This is a genomic window from Pseudomonas sp. NPDC079367, from assembly GCF_044542195.1.
Taxonomy (GTDB): domain Bacteria; phylum Pseudomonadota; class Gammaproteobacteria; order Pseudomonadales; family Pseudomonadaceae; genus Aquipseudomonas.
In genome coordinates this window covers 44,486-63,496 of sequence record NZ_JBITTW010000017.1, presented here as the reverse complement: position 1 = coordinate 63,496, position 19,011 = coordinate 44,486, and the positions used below count along the sequence as shown (strand labels likewise).

Here is a 19,011-nt window from a genome sequence, read left to right as displayed (position 1 = left end):
CCGCAGTCCTAACAACAAAAAAGGGTCATTGCATGGACACCTTTCACCCAGACTTCAGCAGTTGGCTGAATGCCCCTGCCCACCAGCAATGGCTCGCCGCCGAAGGCCTGCGTCTGCTGGACTTTGCCAAGGCTGCGAAACTGCCCGAAGGCTTTGGCAATCTCGACGAACGCGGCCATCTGCCGGCGCACGCGCAAGCCGAAACCATGAACACCGCGCGAATGACCCACAGCTTCGCCATGGCCCATATCCAGGGCCTGCCAGGGTTTGCCGAACTGGTCGATCACGGCATCGCCGCCCTGCGCGGGCCGCTGCGTGATGCGCTGCACGGCGGCTGGTTCGCAGTTGCCGGGCATCGCGATGGCAACACTGGCAAGAACGCCTACCTGCATGCCTTTGTCGCACTCGCCGCCAGTTCCGCCGTGGTCGCACAACGGCCCGATGCCCAAGCCTTGCTCGATGACGCGATCGACATTATCGACACGTATTTCTGGAGCGAAGAAGAGGGCGCCATGCGCGAATTCTTCAACCAGGACTGGAGCGAAGAAGAAGCCTACCGCGGCGCCAACAGCAACATGCACGCCACTGAAGCTTTCCTTGCGCTGGCAGATGTCACCGAAGACCCACGCTGGCTGGTGCGCGCCCAGCGCATCGTCGAGCGAGTGATTCACGGCCACGCTGCGGCCAATGATTACAGGGTCATCGAACACTTCGATCGTGACTGGCAGCCGCTGCGCGAGTACAACCAGGATAATCCTGCCGACGGTTTCCGTCCGTACGGCACCACGCCGGGCCATGGTTTCGAATGGGCCCGATTGCTGCTGCATCTTGAAGCAGCGCGGGTGCAGGCCGGCATGCTCACACCGGGCTGGTTGGCCATTGATGCGCAAAAACTGTTCGACAACAATTGCCGCCACGGCTGGAACGTCGATGGCGCGCCAGGCATCGTCTACACCCTCGACTGGGATAACCAGGCCGTCGTCCGCCATCGCCTGCACTGGACGCATGCCGAAGCCAGCGCCGCCGCCAGCGCTTTGCTCAAACGCACCGGCGATGCGCAGTACGAAACCTGGTACCGACTGTTTTGGGAATTCTGTGAGACGAATTTCATCGACCGCTGCAACGGCAGCTGGCATCACGAACTCGATCCGCAAAACCAGCCAAGTGCCGATATCTGGCCGGGCAAGCCTGACCTGTATCACGCCTGGCAAGCGGTACTGATTCCACGATTGCCGCTTGCGCCAAGCATGGCCAAGGCTTTGGCGCAGTTATCCTGCGGCAGTCCTGTGTAACCATGTCGTGACATTTACGCGTCCCTTCGTTACCTGCGAACGGAAACGCTCTGTTTAAACTCCGTGCAGCGCAAGCACCAGACTTGCAATGCATAACAACAAGAAAGGTACATCTCGAATGAATGCGATTTCTCGCCTCGCTACTGTCATTTCTGTCGCCTCCCTGTTCCCGCTCGCAATCCTGCCGCTCAGTGTTTCCGCTGCCGAATCCAAAGGTTCGGTCGAAGTCGTGCACTGGTGGACCTCCGGTGGCGAAAAAGCCGCCGTCGATGTGCTCAAGGCTCAAGTTGAAAAAGACGGTTTCACCTGGAAGGACGGCGCTGTCGCCGGTGGTGGCGGGGCAACTGCCATGACCGTGCTGAAAAGCCGCGCCGTTGCCGGTAACCCGCCGGGCGTTGCGCAAATCAAAGGCCCGGATATCCAGGAATGGGCGTCGACCGGCCTGCTCGATACCGACGTGTTGAAAGACGTCGCCAAGTCGGAAAAGTGGGACAGCCTGCTCGACAAGAAAGTCTCCGACACCGTGAAGTACGAAGGTGATTACGTGGCGGTTCCGGTGAACATTCACCGTGTGAACTGGCTGTGGATCAACCCGGAAGTCTTCAAGAAAGCCGGGATCACCAAGAATCCAACCACCCTCGAAGAGTTCTACGCAGCCGGCGACAAGCTGAAAGCTGCGGGCTTCATTCCGCTGGCTCACGGCGGTCAGCCTTGGCAGGACAGCACCGTGTTCGAAGCCGTGGTGCTTTCGGTCATGGGTGTCGACGGCTACAAGAAAGCCCTGGTCGACCTCGACAACAAAGCGCTGACCGGCCCGGAAATGGTCAAGGCGCTGACCGAACTGAAGAAAGTCGCGACCTACATGGACGCTGACGGCAAAGGTCAGGACTGGAACCTCGAAGCGGCCAAGGTCATCAACGGCAAGGCCGGCATGCAGATCATGGGTGACTGGGCCAAGTCCGAATGGACCGCGGCCAAGAAAGTCGCCGGCAAGGACTACGAGTGCGTAGCGTTCCCGGGCACCGACAAAGCGTTCACCTACAACATCGACTCGCTGGCCGTGTTCAAGCAGAAGGACGCGGGCACTGCGGCCGGTCAGCAGGACATCGCCAAAGTCGTGCTGGGTGAGAACTTCCAGAAGGTCTTCAGCATCAACAAAGGCTCGATCCCGGTGCGCAACGACATGTTGAACAACATGGACAAGCTCGGCTTCGATTCCTGCGCACAGACCGCTGCCAAGGACTTCCTCGCGGACGCCAAGTCCGGCGGCCTGCAACCAAGCATGGCGCACAACATGGCGACCACGCTGGCGGTGCAAGGCGCGTTCTTTGATGTCGTGACCAACTACATCAACGACCCGAAAGCCGACCCGGCCGATGCAGCGAAGAAACTCGGCGCGGCGGTGCAGTCAGCTAAATAAGCATCAACACCGCAGCCCTTGTGGGAGCGAGCAAGCTCACTCCCACAAGGGGAGTGCGTGTGAATTTTCTATCTTCGTACTGGATTTCCCCATGAGTTCTGTTGCTGTGTTCAGCAAGGCCTCGCCGTTCGATGCATTGCAGCGCTGGCTACCGAAACTGGTGCTGGCGCCGAGCATGTTCATCGTGCTGGTGGGCTTCTATGGCTACATCCTTTGGACGTTCATTCTGTCGTTCACCACCTCGACCTTCCTGCCCAACTACAAATGGGCCGGTCTGGCGCAATACGCGCGGTTGTTCGACAACGATCGCTGGTGGGTGGCGAGCAAGAACCTCGCCGTGTTCGGCGGCATGTTCATCGGCATCACGTTGGTAATCGGTGTGTTGCTGGCAGTGTTTCTCGACCAGCGCATCCGTCGCGAAGGCTTTATCCGCACCATTTACCTGTACCCGATGGCGCTCTCGATGATCGTTACCGGTACCGCATGGAAATGGCTGCTCAACCCGGGCATGGGCCTGGACAAATTGTTGCGTGACTGGGGCTGGGAAGGCTTCCGTCTCGACTGGCTGATCGACCCCGATCGCGTGGTCTACTGCCTGGTGATCGCCGCTGTCTGGCAAGCCTCGGGCTTCATCATGGCGATGTTCCTCGCCGGCCTGCGTGGCGTTGATCAGTCGATCATTCGTGCCGCGCAGATCGACGGCGCGAGCATGCCGCGCATCTACTGGAAAGTGGTGCTGCCAAGCCTGCGTCCGGTGTTCTTCAGTGCGGTAATGATTCTGGCGCACATTGCGATCAAGAGCTTCGACCTGGTTGCTGCGATGACCGCCGGTGGCCCGGGTTATTCCTCCGACCTGCCAGCGATGTTCATGTATTCGTTCACCTTCAGTCGCGGCCAGATGGGCATGGGCTCGGCCAGTGCGATTCTGATGCTCGGTGCGATCCTCGCGATCATCGTGCCTTACCTGTATTCCGAGCTGAGGACCAAGCGCAATGACTAGTCTCGCTGCCAAACCTGCGATCAGCTTCAGCCGCATCGCGATCTACGCGGTGCTGATTTTCGCGGTGATTCTGTATCTGGTACCGCTGGTGGTCATGTTGCTCACCAGCTTCAAGACCCCGGAAGACATCAGCACCGGCAACCTGCTGAGCTGGCCGACCGTGGTCAGCGGCATCGGCTGGGTCAAGGCCTGGGCTACGGTTGACGGCTACTTCTGGAACTCGATCAAGATCACCGTTCCGGCCGTGATCATCTCGACCGCCATCGGTGCGTTGAACGGTTATGTGCTGTCGATGTGGCGCTTCCGTGGTTCGCAGTTGTTCTTCGGTCTGCTGCTGTTCGGCTGCTTCCTGCCGTTCCAGACCGTGCTGCTGCCGGCCTCGTTCACCCTCGGCAAGATGGGCCTGGCGAGCACCACCACCGGCCTGGTGTTCGTGCACGTGGTTTACGGGCTGGCGTTCACCACGCTGTTCTTCCGCAACTACTACGTGAGCATTCCCGATGCGCTGGTCAAGGCTGCGCGTCTGGACGGTGCCGGTTTCTTCACGATTTTCCGCCGGATCATCCTGCCGATGTCGACGCCGATCATCATGGTCTGCCTGATCTGGCAGTTCACCCAGATCTGGAACGACTTCCTCTTCGGTGTGGTGTTCTCCAGCGGTGATTCGCAACCGATCACCGTGGCGCTGAACAACCTGGTCAACACCAGTACCGGCGCCAAGGAATACAACGTGGACATGGCAGCGGCGATGATCGCCGGCTTGCCGACCCTGCTGGTCTATGTGGTCGCAGGCAAGTATTTCGTGCGCGGGCTGACGGCCGGCGCGGTCAAGGGGTAATCATGGCTACGCTTGAACTTCGCAACGTAAACAAGACCTACGGGGCCGGCCTGCCGGACACCCTGAAGAACATCGAACTGTCGATCAAGGACGGCGAATTCCTGATTCTCGTCGGCCCGTCGGGTTGCGGCAAATCGACTTTGATGAACTGCATCGCCGGCCTGGAAACCATCACCGGCGGCGCGATCATGATCGGCGATCAGGACGTCAGCGGTATGAGCCCCAAGGATCGTGACATCGCCATGGTGTTCCAGTCCTACGCGCTGTACCCGACCATGAGCGTGCGCGAGAACATCGAGTTCGGTCTGAAGATCCGCAAGATGCCGCAGGCAGCGATCGACGAAGAAGTCGCGCGCGTGGCCAAGCTGCTGCAGATCGAACACTTGCTCAATCGCAAGCCGGGCCAGCTCTCCGGCGGGCAGCAACAGCGCGTGGCGATGGGCCGTGCGCTGGCGCGGCGGCCGAAGATCTACCTGTTCGACGAACCGCTGTCCAACCTCGACGCCAAGCTGCGTGTCGAGATGCGCACCGAAATGAAGCTGATGCATCAGCGTCTGAAAACCACCACGGTTTACGTGACCCACGACCAGATCGAAGCGATGACCCTGGGCGATAAAGTCGCGGTGATGAAAGACGGAATCATTCAGCAGTTCGGCACACCTAAGGATATCTACAACGATCCGGCCAACCTGTTCGTCGCCAGCTTCATCGGCTCGCCGCCGATGAACTTCATTCCGCTGCGCTTGCAGCGCAAGGACGGGCGCCTGCTGGCGCTGCTCGACAGCGGCCAGGCGCGTTGCGAGTTGCCGATGAGCATGCAGGACGCCGGTCTTGAAGACCGCGAAGTGATCCTCGGCCTGCGCCCGGAGCAGATTGTGCTGGCGAACGGCGAGGGCAATGGCCTGCCGAGCATTCGTGCTGAAGTGCAGGTCACTGAACCGACCGGTCCGGACACCCTGGTGTTCGTCAACTTGAACGACACCAAGGTCTGCTGCCGACTGGCGCCGGACGTGGCACCGCAGGTAGGCGAAAGCCTGACGCTGCAGTTCGATCCATCGAAAGTGTTGTTGTTCGATGCCAATACCGGTGAGCGTCTGGGCGTTGCGGGCCAGGTGCAGACAGAAACCCGGTCGGCGAATGTGGCGCAGTTCAAAGGCCGCTGAAGAACAAATGTGGGAGCGGGCTTGCTCGCGAATGCGGAGTGTCAGGCAACACATGTATTGACTGACACGACGCCTTCGCGAGCAAGCCCGCTCCCACAAGGGCAAACGCGGTGAATGGCCTGTCATTCGTCGCACTTTATGTAAACCGCGTTAGATAAAAACAGTTAATAACAATAAAGACGAGGATGTAGGGATGAAAAAGAAACACGTCAATGCCCGGTTGATCTGCCAGGTTTCTGCGGCAGCTGCACTGGTGCTGGCCGGTAATGCGATGGCGGCGGATGCGTTCAGCTCCGACTCCAAGTGGATGACCGGCGACTGGGGCGGTGAGCGCACCAAGCTGATCGAGCAGGGTATCGACATCAAGGCCGACTACGTTGGCGAGATGGGCGCCAACCTGAACGGTGGCTACAACGACGACAAGACCGCGCGTTACGCCGACCAGTTCGGTCTGGGCGTGGCCCTCGACCTGCAGAAACTGTGGGGCTGGGATAACACCCAAGCGAAGATCCAGCTGACCAACCGTAACGGCTACAACATCTCCAACGACCGCGTTGGCGATCCGCGTGCCGGCACCCTCAGCTCCTCGCAGGAAGTCTACGGCCGTGGCCACATGGTGCGTCTGACCCAGTTGTGGATCCAGCACCAGTTCTTCGACAACAAGCTCGACGTCAAGGCCGGTTACTTCGGCGAAGGCGAAGACTTCAACACCTTCCCGTGCGACTTCCAGAACCTGGCGTTCTGCGGTTCGCAAGTGGGTAACTGGGCGACCAACATCTGGTACAACTGGCCCGTCAGCCAGGCCGCGATCCGTGTGAAGTACAACATCAACGACGAGCTCTACGCGCAAATCGGTGCGTACAACCAGAACCCGTCGCAACTGGAACACGGCAACGGCTTCAAGCTCAGCGGCAGCGGCACCAAAGGTACCGTGCTGCCGGTTGAATTGGTCTGGTCGCCGAAGGTCAACAGCCTGCCGGGCGAATACCGCGTCGGTTACTACAAGAGCACGGCCGATGCCGACGACGTTCGCGAAGACGTCAACGGTCTCGATGCGGCAACCACCGGTGATGACTACAAGTCGCACAACAGCAAAAGCGGTTACTGGTTCGTTGCGCAACAGCAACTCACCAGCCACAACGGTGATGCGACTCGCGGTCTGAACATCGCTGCCAACGCGACTTTCCACGACAAGGACACCAACTTCATCGACAACTACCAGTCGGTGATGTTTGTCTACAAAGGCCCGTTCGATGCGCGTCCGAAAGATGACATCGGTATTGGCGCTGCGCGTATCCACGTCAACAAGGACGTCAAGCGCAATGCTGAACTGCTGAACGCTGCCAACGGTGTGTCCGATTACGACAACGCCGCGTTCTCGCCGATTCGTGAAACCGAATACAACTACGAACTCAACTACGGCATCCATGTCACCAACTGGCTGACCGTACGTCCCAACCTGCAATACATCACCCATCCGGGCGGTGTGGATGAAGTCGATAACGCTTTGGTCGCTGGTCTGAAAATTCAGTCTACGTTCTGACGCGTCTGCGATAAGCTCCTCTCTATGTGCGCATATTTGCGGGCAGCCCAGGCTGTCCGCTTTTTTTTGCAGGGCTGGCGCAGCCCGTAATTTTTGGACCGTGGCCAATGCCTGAGCATCCGCTGCAACGCTTCTTCAAATCCCTGCGCGAGCGACCGGTGTTCGCTTGGGAGCGCTATCAGATGCGCGACGTGTTGGTGATCGATCATCCGCTGTGTCAGGCGGTGTTCAGTCGGCAGGGCGCGCAGTTGCTGCATTTCCAGCCCCGTGGGCAGAAGCCGTGGTTGTGGTGCGCGGCAAAGTGGCCGCATGTCGGAGCGATCCGTGGTGGTGTGCCGGTGTGCTGGCCGTGGTACGGCCGTCATCCGAGCGAAAACGCCTGGCCGTCGCACGGCTGGGCACGGTTGCTTGACTGGAAACTGCTCGACAGCAGCAGCGCCGAGGATGGCGTGCGTCTGCATTGGCGATTGCAGCTGTGCGACTGGCAGGTTGATCTGCACGCGCACTTGGGCGAGCGCATGGAATTACGCCTGAGCACCGAGCATCAGGACGACATGCCATGCCAGTTGAGCCAGGCTTTGCATGCTTATTGGCGTATTGGCGACGTCGGTGAGATAGCGCTGTCTGGGCTCGAAGGCGCGCAGGGTTATGATCAGTTGAATCGCCAGGCTTGCCAGCAGGAAGGTGAATTGCGCGTGGAGGGCGGTTGTCAGCGGGTGTTCCAGCATGACGGCGAATTGCAGCTCAAGGATCACGCCTGGCAGCGCGAGTTGTGCATCGATACCGGCGACAGTGGCGACACCGTCGTGTGGCATCCCGGCGCGCGGCCGTTGCTCGGGGTGAGCTGGGACGAGATTTCCGAGTTCGTCTGCGTAGAAGCAGCGGCGGGTGGCACCGACAGCTTGCACTTGGCGCCGGGGGAGAAGGCGCATTTGAGTTTGCAGGCGTGGGCGGCGGCCTAGTTGGGTGGTGAGTCGGCTGATGCCTTCGCGAGCAAGCCCGCTCCCACACTGGATCTTCAGTGAACATTGAATTTATGTTCAAAACAGATCTTCTGTGGGAGCGGGCTTGCTCGCGAAAAGGGCGGACCAGTCAGCCGAGATTCTTGATCAATTGAACTCGTCACCCACCGGGTACCGGCTGGCGTTCAAGCTTTCTTTGATCTTGCGCAGATGCGGCTGGAAATCCACGCCACGGCGTAAAGTCATCCCCGTTGCCAGGACATCCAGCACCGTCAACTGAATGATCCGCGAGGTCATCGGCATATAGATGTCGGTGTCTTCGGGCAGCGGAATGTTCAGGCTCAGGGTGCTGGCCTTGGCCAGCGGTGAGTTCTCCGCGGTCAGGCCCAGCACCGAAGCACCGTTCTCCCGGGCGATCCGCGCCACTTCCACCAGCTCACGGGTACGCCCGGTGTAGGAAATGATCACGAACAGCTCACCGGTGTGCGCCACCGAAGCAATCATCCGCTGCATCAGCACATCGGCATGCGCAGTCACCGCGAGGTTGAAGCGGAAGAACTTGTGCTGCGCATCCAGTGCCACCGGGGCTGAAGCGCCGAGGCCGAAGAAGTGGATCTGTCGGGCCTGGATCAACAGGTCGACGGCGCGGCTGATCAGGTTCGGGTCCAGCGCCTGGCAAGCGCTGTCCAGCGAGGCGATGGCGCTGCCGAAAATTTTCTGCGTGTACGCCTCGGGATTGTCATCGGCTTCGACCGCGCGGCTGACATACGCCGCGCCGCTGGCCAGGCTCTGGGCCAATTGCAGCTTGAGTTCGGGGTAACCGCTGACACCGAACGAACGGCAGAAACGGTTGACCGTCGGCTCGCTCACCGAGGCGGCCTGGGCGAGGGCGGCGATGCTGAAGCGGGTGGCCTGCTGCGGGTTGAGCAGGATCACCTCGGCGACCTTACGTTCGGCCTTGTTCAGCTCTGCAAGGCGACTCTGGATCTGTTCCAGTAAATTTCGCACGCGGTCCATATGGAATTCCTGATTCACCGACGCAGAGTTGCGTCGGGCTATGCAAATTGGGCCTTTGATATGGCCCGTGACGGTGGCCTATCCTACTGATGCGTCCGGGCGACCACCACTCGGATTGAGTATTCTGCGAAAATGTTGTGGTTATTACTACATTTTCCCTTGAGTGATGCCTTGAAAAAAGGTATTTGTAGCTTAACTTGATAAAAGAACAAACATCATGCCTTCCATAACGGTTGAACCGTGCACCTTTGCCTTGTTCGGCGCGCTTGGCGATCTGGCCCTGCGCAAGCTGTTTCCTGCCCTTTATCACCTCGATGGCGCTGACCTGTTGCACGAGGACACGCGGATCATCGCGCTGGCCCGTGAGCCCGGAAGCGAGCAGCAACACATGGCGTTCATCGCCGCCGAACTGCGCCGCTACGTCGGCAAAGAGCTGAACGAAACCGTGGCCGAGCGCTTTCTTGCGCGCCTGACCTATCTGCACGTCGACTTTCTCAAGGCCGAAGACTACGTTTCGCTGGCGGAGCTGGCCGGCAGCAGCCAGCGCATGATTGCCTACTTCGCCACCCCGGCGGCGGTGTACGGCGCGATCTGCGAGAATCTGGAAAAAGTCGGTCTGGCCGAGAATACCCGCGTGGTGCTGGAAAAACCGATCGGCTCTGACCTGGAATCGTCGCGCAAGGTCAACGACGCCGTGGCGCAGTTCTTTCCGGAAGACCGCACTTACCGCATCGACCACTACCTGGGCAAGGAAACCGTTCAGAATCTGATCGCCTTGCGGTTCGCCAACAGCCTGTTCGAAACCCAGTGGAACCAGAATTACATCTCCCACGTGGAAATCACCGTGGCCGAGAAGGTCGGCATCGAAGGGCGTTGGGGCTATTTCGACAAGGCCGGCCAACTGCGCGACATGATCCAGAATCACCTGTTGCAGCTGCTCTGCCTGATTGCCATGGACCCGCCGGCCGACCTGTCCGCCGACAGCATCCGTGACGAGAAAGTGAAAGTGCTCAAGGCGCTGGCGCCGATCAGCCCGGAAGGCCTGACCACACAAGTGGTGCGCGGCCAGTACATCGCCGGCCATAGCGAAGGCAAATCCGTCCCGGGTTACCTCGAAGAACCGAATTCCAATACCCAGAGCGACACCGAAACCTTCGTCGCCCTGCGTGCCGATATTCGCAACTGGCGCTGGGCCGGCGTGCCGTTTTATCTGCGTACCGGCAAGCGCATGCCGCAGAAGCTGTCGCAGATCGTTATTCACTTCAAGGAACCGTCGCACTACATCTTCGCCCCGGAGCAGCGCCTGCAGATCAGCAACAAACTGATCATCCGCCTGCAACCGGACGAAGGCATCTCCTTGCGGGTGATGACCAAAGAGCAGGGCCTGGATAAAGGCATGCAACTGCGCAGCGGGCCGCTGCAACTGAATTTCTCCGACACCTGGCGTAGCGCGCGGATCCCCGATGCCTACGAGCGGTTGTTGCTGGAAGTGATGAACGGCAATCAGAACCTGTTTGTCCGTAAAGATGAAATCGAAGCCGCGTGGAAGTGGTGTGACCAACTGATCGCCGGGTGGAAAAAATCCGGTGACGCGCCCAAGCCGTATGCGGCCGGGTCGTGGGGGCCGATGAGCTCCATCGCACTGATCACGCGGGACGGGAGGTCGTGGTATGGCGATATCTGATGTGCAACTGCCGGCGGGCGTGACTGCTCGCGAATTCAACAGCCCGGTTTTGCTCGCCGAAGGCTTGGCGCTGAACGTTGCCAAGCAACTGAGCGAAGCCATCGCGGCACGCGGTAACGCGGTGCTGGTGGTGTCCGGTGGACGCAGCCCGGTAGCGTTTTTTCAGCATCTGGCCAAGCAGGAACTGGACTGGTCAAAAGTCGTGATCACGCTGGCTGACGAACGTTGGGTGCCGGTGGAACACGCCGACAGCAATGCCGGCCTGCTCAAGCAGTATCTGCTCAAAGGCCCGGCGGCCAAGGCGCAGTTCCTCAGCCTTTACAGCGCTGCGGCGAATGTCGAGCAAGCTGCTGAACAGGCCGATCGTCTGCTCGGCGAGCTGCCGCCGATTGACGTGCTGGTGTTGGGCATGGGCGACGATGGCCACACCGCGTCGCTGTTCCCCGACAGCCCGAACCTCGCGGCGGCCCTGCAAGCCGATGGCACGCGCCGTTGCTGGCCGATGCTGGCGCCCAGCGTGCCACGTCAGCGCCTGACCATGAGCCGCGCGCTGCTGGCTTCGGCCAGACACAAGATCCTGTCGATTTCCGGTCAATCGAAACTGACCACTCTGAATGCCGCGCTGGCATCCAATGACGTCGCGGCCATGCCGGTGCGCGCATTCCTGCAACCTACGTTAGAGATTTACTGGTGCCCATGAGCCAAGGAACAGCCGCTATGACAACCCCATCCCCGACCGTTTCCATGGCGGACAAAGTTGCCCTGATCGACAGTCTCTGCGCCAAGGCGCGGATCCTGCCAGTGATCACCATCGCTCGCGAACAGGACGTGCTGCCATTGGCCGACGCCCTGGCCGCCGGTGGCCTGACCGCGCTGGAAGTGACCCTGCGTTCGCAGTTCGGCCTCAAGGCCATTCAGATCCTGCGCGAACAGCGCCCGGAACTGATGACTGGTGCCGGCACCGTACTTGACCGCAACATGCTCGCGGCGGCGGAAGCGGCTGGCTCGCAATTCATCGTCACGCCCGGCATCACCCGCGACCTGCTCGAAGCCAGCGTCGACAGCCCGATCCCGCTGTTGCCGGGCATCAGCAACGCCTCCGGCATCATGGAGGGCTACGGCCTGGGCTATCGCCGCTTCAAACTGTTCCCGGCGGAAGTCAGTGGTGGCGTGGCGGCAATCAAGGCCCTCGGCGGCCCGTTCGGCGAAGTGAAATTCTGCCCGACTGGCGGCGTCGGCCCGGCCAATATCAAGAGCTACATGGCGCTGAAAAACGTCATGTGCGTGGGCGGTAGCTGGATGCTTGATCCGGAGTGGATCAAGAACGGCGACTGGGCCCGCATTCAGGAATGCACCGCCGAAGCGCTGGCGCTGCTGGACTGATTGTTACCTGACACTTCGTTGTGTGCTGTACGGCTTTATGGTGCGCTTGGTCGGCGCACCTTTTTTTTGCGCTGAAAAAGTGCCGGTACATCTTGCGATACATAGTTACCGCACGCTGGCTTTTTCACGGGGTTAACCTGCGTTCACCTTATGGAAGAGAGAACGCCTCATGGACGACCTTCAGTCTCTGACCCCTACGCCACAATCTCCCTGTCAACCGAAGCCGCCATTCCCTGGTCGCACCGATCGGCCTGTTGCCCAGCCCGAGGTGCGCAATATCAGTCAAGGTGTCGAAGGTCTGCCGCTGATCCTGCGCCTGTCGCTGGTCGATGCGATGACCAGCGAGCCGGTCATCGGCGCGCTGGTGCGCATTCAGCAGCGTGTCGATGGCGACACGCGCCTGGGCGGCAGCCAATCGACCGATAGCCATGGCATCGTCCGTTTCACCAGTGTCTATCCGGATCGATCGGCGCCCGGCACTTCTTGCCTGACCCTGAACGTATTCATTCCCGGCGACGAGGCGGGTGCGCAGTCTCACCACAAGGCCTGGGCCGGCACCTTGCACCTGCCCGGCCGCTGCAGCTGTGGAGGCATCGCCGATGACGCTGCGCAACTGATATTGCTGCCAATCGCCGGCGAGAATCTCGAAGACGGAGCCTTCGCCTGCCAGACCCTTGGCATCGACACCTTTGCCGTGTCGTCGCAACTCGGGCTTGAAGGCTACGCAAAGAGCGCCGGTGTGGCGCTCTAGCGCAGCTGGTTCAGGGCCCTCACGAGCAGCTCCATCTCGGCAGCCGTGGTCGTCAGCCCCGGCGTGATGCGAATGCACGGCCCGCATGCGGCGCCGGTGCGCACCACGGTGAACAGGTTGAACTCACTCAGCAGTCGCTCGGCCATGACTTGTTGATTGTCATGCCGGGTGAAACGCAGTGAGGTGATCGCGCAATACAGTTGCGGATCATCCGGCGTCAGCACCTCGATGTCCGGCAAGTGGCGAACGGCGCCGACCCACAGGTTGCGCAAGTAATTCAGGCGTGCGCCCTTGGCAGCGGCGCCGCCGAGCGCATCGTGCTCTTCGAACACCAGTGGCAAAGTCATCAGCGCCGGGATGTTCGGCGTGCTGTACGAGGTGCGCGAGCGAATATCGGCGACCGGATAATGCATCTCGCCCATGTCCGGATCGATGTCGGCCAGACGCAGCGGGTCGATATAAATGAAGCCAAGGGTCAGCGGCGCGCCGATCCATTTGTGCAGGTTGTAACCGGCGAAAGCGATGCCCAAGGCCTGCGGATCGAACTCGATCTGGCCGAGGGCGTGGGCGCCGTCAAGGATGATATCGACGCCGTGCTCTTTGGCCAGCGCGGCGATGGCCTGCACCGGCATGACCAGCCCGGTGCGGTGGGTGACGTGAGTCAGGGCCATCAGTTTGAGTTTCGGATGGCGAACAAAAGCCTCGCGGTAGGTTTCGAGCAGGCTGTCGAAACTGGCCGGATGGCGGTGGACAATTTCAATGACCTCCACGCCACGGTGTTTCGCCAGCCAGCGCATGGCGCCTTTGACCGTGTCGTACTCGAGGTCGCAGATCAGCACCTGATCACCCGGCTGCAGGCGGTTGTAATTGCGGATCAGTGATTGCAAGCCTTCGGTGGCGTTGCGCGTCAGGGCTACGCTTTGCGCGCGCACGCCGATCAGTTCGGCCAGTTGCGCGCGAATCTCCAGGTTGTCGTGCTGTTCAAAGCGCTGGCGCACGTAAACCGAGTTGCTGGTGTTGATCAGCTCGATGTTGCGCTGGTATTCCTCGATCACCGTGCGCGACATGCGCCCGAAATAACCGTTCTCCAGATTGACCGGGCCGGGCTGGACATCGTATCGGTCGGCGAAGGTTTGCCAGAAGGCTTCGTCACGGGCGCGGCGGGTGTTGTCAGGCATGGTCGACATGGCTCAAGAGAGGAGGGCGCATCAGTGGCGCGGGGCGGGTCTGCCGTGTTTGGCACGTAGCGGTTGGAGCAAATCGGAGAGGCCGTTGTGGTCAATCTCCTGCATCAGCGCCAGCAGGCCACCGAGTTCGCCATGGGGAAAGCCTTCTCGGGCAAACCAGTTCAGATAGGGGCCAGGCAAGTCGGCAATGATTCGGCCCTTGTACTTGCCGAAAGGCATCTGGCGAGTGATCAACAGTTCGAGTTTTTCCGGATTCATCGGCACGCTTCAATTGGTTTCCAGATCAGCCTGAAAAATACAGGCATTCTGCATGCAGGCCAAATGACAGATCATGCAAAAAACCAGCATACAGATGGTTCAATCTTTTATAAGTTGCTGAAAATAAAGGTTTTATTTCTATAAGCGAAGCTGGCACGCACGCTGCAATATCCCTTGCATCTTCAACCCATCGCAAGGAATTGAAAAATGACCGACATGAATAAAGAAGCCATCTCTGTACTCAACGACCTGATTGAAACCTGCAAGGACGGTCAGGAAGGGTTCAAGACTTGCGCCGAAGACATCAAGCATCCAGAACTCAAAACCCTGTTTGTGACTCGCTCCGCCGACTGCGCTACCGCGGCCGCTGAGCTGCAGGCTCAGGTTCGTTCGTTGGGTGGCGATCCGGAAACTTCCACCAGCATGAGCGGTGACCTGCACCGTCGCTGGGTCGATGTGAAATCGATGTTCACCGGTAAAGATGAAGAGGCCGTACTGAACGAGGCCGAGCGCGGTGAAGACCATGCGCTGAAGGCATATCGCGAAGCCCTCGAGAAAATCAACAAGCACAATCTGGTAGGCATCAAGGATCTGGTGGAGCGTCAGTACCACGGCGTACAACGCAACCACGATCAGGTGAAAGCCCTGCGTAACCAGGCTCGTGCCAACTCTTAAGCTGCACTGAAACAACTGTGGGAGCGGGCTTGCTCGCGAAGAGGCAGTGTCAGCAACATCTTCGTTGCGGGACACACCGCATTCGCGAGCAAGCCCGCTCCCACATTCGTTATGTGTCCTCGTAATTAACCAATACTGATCGCCGGCAATGTCGGCAATGTCACCGTCTGCTGTTTACGTGGCGCGAGAATCTCCGCTTCGCCATCCACCACGAGCTCATCGCGCTGGTTGAACACGCGGGTCGCGATGCGCACGCGAAATTTCGGCAGTTTCTCCAGAATCTCCAGGCGTACCGTCAGCGTGTCGCCAATCTTCACCGGCTTCTGAAAGCTCATCTGCTGACCGATATAAATAGTGCCCGGCCCAGGCAGTTCGCAGGCCACGGCAGCGCTGATCAGCGCACCGCTGAACATGCCATGGGCGATGCGTTCCTTGAACATGCTTGCGGCGGCAAACTCGGCGTCCAGGTGCACCGGGTTATGGTCGCCCGACATTGCGGCGAACAGCTGAATGTCGCGCTCTTCGACAGTCTTGCTGTAGCTGGCGGTCTGGCCGACTTCAAGGGCTTCGTAAGGGATGTTGGTAACCTGAGTCATCGGTTTCGATTCCTGTGACGGATTTCAGTGAATCCACAAAAGATTATTCGCTGCGCTGCGGGCGCGGATGGCTCAGGGCCTGGTTGATCCAGGCGAGCACATCGGCGGTCACTTCGTCGCGATTGGTTTCGTTGAACAATTCGTGCCGGGCCTGCGGGTAGATCTTCAGTTGCAGATGCTGGCTGCCGGCCCTGCGCAACGCATTGGCCAGATCTGTCAGACGCTTGCCCTCGCTCACCGGATCACATTCGCCGCCAATCACCAGCAGCGGCAGGCCCGGATCGATCTGCGCGAGATTGGACGCTTTGCTGATTTGCTGCAAGCCGCCGAGCAGGTCGATCCACAGTTGATTGGTGCAACGAAAGCCGCACAACGGGTCGGCGGCGTACTTGTCGACCTCGGCCGGATCGCGGCTCAGCCAGTCGAAGCGGGTGCGTACCGGTTTGAATCGGTTGTTGAAGGAGCCGAACGACAGCCATTCGATCAACGCGCTGCGGCCCTTGCCGCCCTGGCGCAGTTTTTCCAGCCGGGCAATCTGCCGCGCTGCGCGATACAGCGCCACTGGCTGGTAATTCGAACCGCTGAGAATCGCCCCGTGCAGACTGGCGCTGTGGTGCAGCAGATAGGCTTGGGCGATGTAGCTGCCCATGCTGTGGCCGAGCAGGATGATCGGCACGCCGGGGTGTTGCTGGCCGATGTGCTGGTTGAGGCTGGCCAGATCGCCGACGACCTTGCACCAGCCATCGTCGTCGGCGAAATGGCCGAGGGTGGCGTTGTCCGCAGTGCGACCATGGCCGCGCAGATCCGGCGCGTAGACGCCATAGTCTTTGTCGCAAAACGTGTCGGCGAGCCGCGCGTAGCGAGCGCTGTGTTCGGCCATTCCGTGAGCCAGCAGTATCACCGCTTTCAATGGCGTGGCCGGCCGCCAGCGGTTGACGGACAGGCGGCTGCGGTCACTCGCGTCCAGCCAGAAGGTGTCGTGGGTCATGGCGATTCCTTTGCTCAGCATCGCCAGAGTGTATAGCGCGTCTGATCAGCCCACGCCACGGCAGGAAGATTCACGCGATCAATGACGGCTTTGGCCATATTTGCCTGATTGGCCATAGCTGCTAGTGTCCGTGGAGCTCCGCTTTGTGCTTTTCGCCTTCCATGGATGAAGCAGAAACGACAGAAAGCGGCTCCCGGATCGGCTCAGGTAAAGAGGACAAGAACAATGCAACCTGATTTCTGGAATGACAAACGCCCGGCCGGCGTACCGCTGGACATCGACATGAGCGAGTTCAAGTCGGTGATCGAAGTGTTTGAGCGTTCCTGCAAGAAGTTCGCTGATCGCCCGGCGTTCAGCAGCATGGGCATCACCCTGACCTACGCCGAACTCGACCGTCAGAGTGCGGCATTCGCCGGTTACCTGCAGGCCCACACCGACCTGGTGCCGGGCGATCGCATTGCGGTGCAGATGCCCAACGTTCTGCATTATCCGATTGCGGTGTTCGGCGCTCTGCGCGCCGGGCTGATCGTGGTCAATACCAACCCGTTGTACACGCCACGGGAGATGCGCCACCAGTTCAAGGATTCCGGCGCGCGGGCGCTGGTCTACCTGAACCTGTTCGGGCAGAAAGTCCAGCAAGTGCTGCCCGACACCGACATTCAATACCTGATCGAAGCGAAGATGGGCGACCTGATGCCCGCCGCCAAGGGCTGGCTGGTCAACACAGTGGTCAGCAAAGTGAAGAAACTGGTCCCCGAGTATTCGTTGCCGCAAGCGACCTCGTTCAAAAGCGCGCTGCGCATGGGCCGCGGCCTGGGTATCAAGCCGCTGAACGTCGGCCTCGATGACATCGCCGTGCTGCAATACACCGGCGGCACCACAGGCCTGGCGAAGGGCGCGATGCTCACCCACGGCAATCTGGTGGCGAATATGCAGCAGGTGCGCGCCTGCCTGGCTCAACTCGGCCCGGACGGTCAGCCGCTGTTGCGCGAAGGCCAGGAGGTGATGATTGCGCCGCTGCCGCTGTACCACATCTATGCCTTCACCGCGAATTGCATGTGCATGATGGTGTCGGGCAACCACAACGTGTTGATCTCCAATCCGCGCGACATTGCCGGCTTCATCAAGGAGTTGAAGAACTGGCGGTTCTCGGCGCTGCTGGGTTTGAACACTTTGTTCGTCGCGCTGATGGACCATCCTGATTTCAAGAGTCTGGATTTTTCCAGCCTGAAGCTGACCAACTCCGGCGGCACCGCGCTGGTCAAGGCCACCGCCGAGCGCTGGGAACAGATGACCGGGTGCCGCATCACCGAAGGCTACGGCCTGACCGAAACCTCGCCAGTGGCCTGCACCAATCCTTACGGCGACCAGTCGCGACTGGGCACCGTCGGCCTGCCGGTACCAGGCACGCTGGTGAAAATCATCAATGATGACGGCGTCGAACAGCCGCTGGGCGAGCGCGGCGAGCTGTGCATCAAAGGCCCGCAGATCATGAAAGGCTATTGGAACAAACCCGAGGCCACCGCCGAAGTGCTCGACGCCGAGGGCTGGTTCAAGTCCGGTGATATCGCGGTGATCGACCCGGACGGTTTCGTGCGCATCGTCGATCGCAAGAAGGACATGATCATCGTCTCCGGCTTCAACGTGTATCCCAACGAAATCGAAGACGTGGTCATGGCTCACCCGAAAGTCGCCAACTGTGCGGTGATCGGCGTGCCGGACGAGCGTTCGGGGGAGGCGGTGAAGTTGTTTGTCGTGGCGCGGGAAACCGGCGTCAGCCTGGAAGAACTGAAGGCTTACTGCAAAGAGAATTTCACCGCCTACAAGGTGCCGAAACACATCGTGCTGCGTGAGTCGTTGCCGATGACGCCTGTAGGGAAAATTCTGCGGCGCGAGTTGCGCGACATCGCATAAAGCTTAAAAGCGAAAAGATCGCAGCCTGCGGCAGCTCCTACACTTGGAATGCGTTCCCTTGTAGGAGCTGCCGAAGGCTGCGATCTTTTTGCTTCTGAGCCCCCTGATAACGGGGCTTTCACATGATAATAGGATTTTTGCTCTAAAATGACTGCTGGCAAGTCTTGAGTCATCAATGTGACTGTAGGGGCCGCTTTTGGCTCTGGTCGGCCCTTTGCAAAGCTGCTACTCTCGGCGCGCTTTGTGACTTCTCGGCCTGTAAAACGCCGGATTCACCAATACAAAACACACACCAATAATAATCGCATCAAATGCGGTGAAGAATTCGCGTTGCTGAGGA

The 19,011-nt window shown here is 59.8% G+C and carries 18 protein-coding genes; 13 read left to right on the top strand and 5 right to left on the bottom strand.

What is annotated here, in order from left to right; all coding sequences use genetic code 11:
- Positions 1-32: 32 nt before the first annotated feature.
- The 7 genes from ACIGDJ_RS15615 to ACIGDJ_RS15585 all read left to right on the top strand — a co-directional run bounded on the left by ACIGDJ_RS15615 (position 33) and on the right by ACIGDJ_RS15585 (position 8,218).
- Entirely contained in the window at positions 33-1,292 is a 1,260-nt protein-coding gene (locus ACIGDJ_RS15615; RefSeq protein WP_397479162.1) for an AGE family epimerase/isomerase, read from the top strand.
- A gap of 118 nt (positions 1,293-1,410) precedes the next feature.
- Positions 1,411-2,712, top strand: coding sequence for an ABC transporter substrate-binding protein (locus ACIGDJ_RS15610; RefSeq protein ID WP_208940063.1), 1,302 nt, complete (start codon positions 1,411-1,413; stop codon positions 2,710-2,712).
- 91 nt (positions 2,713-2,803) lie between these two features.
- Positions 2,804-3,712 (top strand): carbohydrate ABC transporter permease, encoded by a 909-nt coding sequence (locus tag ACIGDJ_RS15605; RefSeq protein WP_042607263.1) that lies wholly within the window; start codon positions 2,804-2,806, stop codon positions 3,710-3,712.
- Positions 3,705-4,550 (top strand): carbohydrate ABC transporter permease, encoded by an 846-nt coding sequence (locus tag ACIGDJ_RS15600; RefSeq protein WP_090285550.1) that lies wholly within the window; start codon positions 3,705-3,707, stop codon positions 4,548-4,550. Before ACIGDJ_RS15605 ends, ACIGDJ_RS15600 begins: the two co-directional genes overlap by 8 nt.
- A 2-nt stretch (positions 4,551-4,552) precedes the next feature.
- Positions 4,553-5,713, top strand: coding sequence for an ABC transporter ATP-binding protein (locus ACIGDJ_RS15595; protein ID WP_041479770.1), 1,161 nt, complete (start codon positions 4,553-4,555; stop codon positions 5,711-5,713).
- Between the two features lie 193 nt (positions 5,714-5,906).
- The gene (locus tag ACIGDJ_RS15590; protein WP_016773536.1) at positions 5,907-7,256 is read left to right on the top strand and encodes a carbohydrate porin; all 1,350 of its coding nucleotides are present in this window, start codon (positions 5,907-5,909) and stop codon (positions 7,254-7,256) included.
- A gap of 107 nt (positions 7,257-7,363) precedes the next feature.
- Entirely contained in the window at positions 7,364-8,218 is an 855-nt protein-coding gene (locus ACIGDJ_RS15585) for a D-hexose-6-phosphate mutarotase (protein WP_101155817.1), read from the top strand.
- 147 nt (positions 8,219-8,365) lie between these two features.
- Here the strand turns inward: ACIGDJ_RS15585 and ACIGDJ_RS15580 are convergent, their stop codons facing one another.
- The gene (locus tag ACIGDJ_RS15580) at positions 8,366-9,226 is read right to left on the bottom strand and encodes a MurR/RpiR family transcriptional regulator (protein WP_172604568.1); all 861 of its coding nucleotides are present in this window, start codon (positions 9,224-9,226) and stop codon (positions 8,366-8,368) included.
- 226 nt (positions 9,227-9,452) lie between these two features.
- On the opposite strand from ACIGDJ_RS15580, the gene zwf reads away from it, so the two are divergent.
- From zwf to ACIGDJ_RS15560, 4 genes are all read left to right on the top strand, one after another.
- Positions 9,453-10,919 carry a glucose-6-phosphate dehydrogenase gene (zwf, locus tag ACIGDJ_RS15575; RefSeq protein WP_101155821.1) on the top strand — a complete coding sequence of 489 codons (1,467 nt, stop codon included), beginning with the start codon at positions 9,453-9,455 and terminating at the stop codon, positions 10,917-10,919.
- Complete coding sequence (gene pgl, locus ACIGDJ_RS15570; RefSeq protein ID WP_397479160.1) at positions 10,906-11,619, top strand: 6-phosphogluconolactonase; 714 nt, start codon at positions 10,906-10,908, stop codon at positions 11,617-11,619. The genes zwf and pgl overlap by 14 nt, the downstream gene beginning before the upstream one ends.
- A 17-nt stretch (positions 11,620-11,636) precedes the next feature.
- Positions 11,637-12,302 (top strand): bifunctional 4-hydroxy-2-oxoglutarate aldolase/2-dehydro-3-deoxy-phosphogluconate aldolase, encoded by a 666-nt coding sequence (locus tag ACIGDJ_RS15565; protein WP_016773539.1) that lies wholly within the window; start codon positions 11,637-11,639, stop codon positions 12,300-12,302.
- Positions 12,303-12,570: 268 nt separating this feature from the next.
- Positions 12,571-13,053, top strand: coding sequence for a hypothetical protein (locus ACIGDJ_RS15560; RefSeq protein WP_397479159.1), 483 nt, complete (start codon positions 12,571-12,573; stop codon positions 13,051-13,053).
- Here ACIGDJ_RS15560 and ACIGDJ_RS15555 read toward each other — a convergent pair.
- On the bottom strand, positions 13,050-14,231 hold the full coding sequence (locus ACIGDJ_RS15555; RefSeq protein ID WP_397479158.1) for an aminotransferase class V-fold PLP-dependent enzyme: 1,182 nt from the start codon (positions 14,229-14,231) through the stop codon (positions 13,050-13,052). The two genes, ACIGDJ_RS15560 and ACIGDJ_RS15555, sit on opposite strands and share 4 nt — an antisense overlap.
- Before the next feature lie 30 nt (positions 14,232-14,261).
- Positions 14,262-14,498, bottom strand: a complete 237-nt coding sequence (locus ACIGDJ_RS15550; protein ID WP_101155827.1) for a DUF3820 family protein — start codon at positions 14,496-14,498, stop codon at positions 14,262-14,264.
- A 207-nt stretch (positions 14,499-14,705) separates the two neighbouring features.
- Here ACIGDJ_RS15550 and ACIGDJ_RS15545 point away from each other — a divergent pair, with 207 nt between their 5' ends.
- On the top strand, positions 14,706-15,173 hold the full coding sequence (locus ACIGDJ_RS15545; protein WP_397479157.1) for a PA2169 family four-helix-bundle protein: 468 nt from the start codon (positions 14,706-14,708) through the stop codon (positions 15,171-15,173).
- 125 nt (positions 15,174-15,298) lie between these two features.
- Here the strand turns inward: ACIGDJ_RS15545 and ACIGDJ_RS15540 are convergent, their stop codons facing one another.
- Positions 15,299-15,769, bottom strand: coding sequence for a MaoC family dehydratase (locus ACIGDJ_RS15540; protein WP_003227420.1), 471 nt, complete (start codon positions 15,767-15,769; stop codon positions 15,299-15,301).
- 43 nt (positions 15,770-15,812) lie between these two features.
- Entirely contained in the window at positions 15,813-16,757 is a 945-nt protein-coding gene (locus ACIGDJ_RS15535; protein WP_397479156.1) for a lysophospholipase, read from the bottom strand.
- A 225-nt stretch (positions 16,758-16,982) separates the two neighbouring features.
- Here ACIGDJ_RS15535 and fadD2 point away from each other — a divergent pair, with 225 nt between their 5' ends.
- The gene (fadD2, locus tag ACIGDJ_RS15530; protein ID WP_101155833.1) at positions 16,983-18,671 is read left to right on the top strand and encodes a long-chain-fatty-acid--CoA ligase FadD2; all 1,689 of its coding nucleotides are present in this window, start codon (positions 16,983-16,985) and stop codon (positions 18,669-18,671) included.
- Positions 18,672-19,011: the final 340 nt, after the last annotated feature.

Excerpts from the sequence above, each read along its gene's own strand:
- ACIGDJ_RS15615 (WP_397479162.1), top strand. The coding sequence starts at position 33 with ATGGACACCTTTCACCCAGACTTCAGCAGTTGGCTGAATGCCCCTGCC.
- ACIGDJ_RS15610 (WP_208940063.1), top strand. The coding sequence starts at position 1,411 with ATGAATGCGATTTCTCGCCTCGCTACTGTCATTTCTGTCGCCTCCCTG.
- ACIGDJ_RS15605 (WP_042607263.1), top strand. The coding sequence starts at position 2,804 with ATGAGTTCTGTTGCTGTGTTCAGCAAGGCCTCGCCGTTCGATGCATTG.
- ACIGDJ_RS15600 (WP_090285550.1), top strand. The coding sequence starts at position 3,705 with ATGACTAGTCTCGCTGCCAAACCTGCGATCAGCTTCAGCCGCATCGCG.
- ACIGDJ_RS15595 (WP_041479770.1), top strand. The coding sequence starts at position 4,553 with ATGGCTACGCTTGAACTTCGCAACGTAAACAAGACCTACGGGGCCGGC.
- ACIGDJ_RS15590 (WP_016773536.1), top strand. The coding sequence starts at position 5,907 with ATGAAAAAGAAACACGTCAATGCCCGGTTGATCTGCCAGGTTTCTGCG.
- ACIGDJ_RS15585 (WP_101155817.1), top strand. The coding sequence starts at position 7,364 with ATGCCTGAGCATCCGCTGCAACGCTTCTTCAAATCCCTGCGCGAGCGA.
- zwf (WP_101155821.1), top strand. The coding sequence starts at position 9,453 with ATGCCTTCCATAACGGTTGAACCGTGCACCTTTGCCTTGTTCGGCGCG.
- pgl (WP_397479160.1), top strand. The coding sequence starts at position 10,906 with ATGGCGATATCTGATGTGCAACTGCCGGCGGGCGTGACTGCTCGCGAA.
- ACIGDJ_RS15565 (WP_016773539.1), top strand. The coding sequence starts at position 11,637 with ATGACAACCCCATCCCCGACCGTTTCCATGGCGGACAAAGTTGCCCTG.
- ACIGDJ_RS15555 (WP_397479158.1), bottom strand. The coding sequence starts at position 14,231 with ATGCCTGACAACACCCGCCGCGCCCGTGACGAAGCCTTCTGGCAAACC.
- ACIGDJ_RS15550 (WP_101155827.1), bottom strand. The coding sequence starts at position 14,498 with ATGAATCCGGAAAAACTCGAACTGTTGATCACTCGCCAGATGCCTTTC.
- ACIGDJ_RS15545 (WP_397479157.1), top strand. The coding sequence starts at position 14,706 with ATGACCGACATGAATAAAGAAGCCATCTCTGTACTCAACGACCTGATT.
- ACIGDJ_RS15540 (WP_003227420.1), bottom strand. The coding sequence starts at position 15,769 with ATGACTCAGGTTACCAACATCCCTTACGAAGCCCTTGAAGTCGGCCAG.
- ACIGDJ_RS15535 (WP_397479156.1), bottom strand. The coding sequence starts at position 16,757 with ATGACCCACGACACCTTCTGGCTGGACGCGAGTGACCGCAGCCGCCTG.
- fadD2 (WP_101155833.1), top strand. The coding sequence starts at position 16,983 with ATGCAACCTGATTTCTGGAATGACAAACGCCCGGCCGGCGTACCGCTG.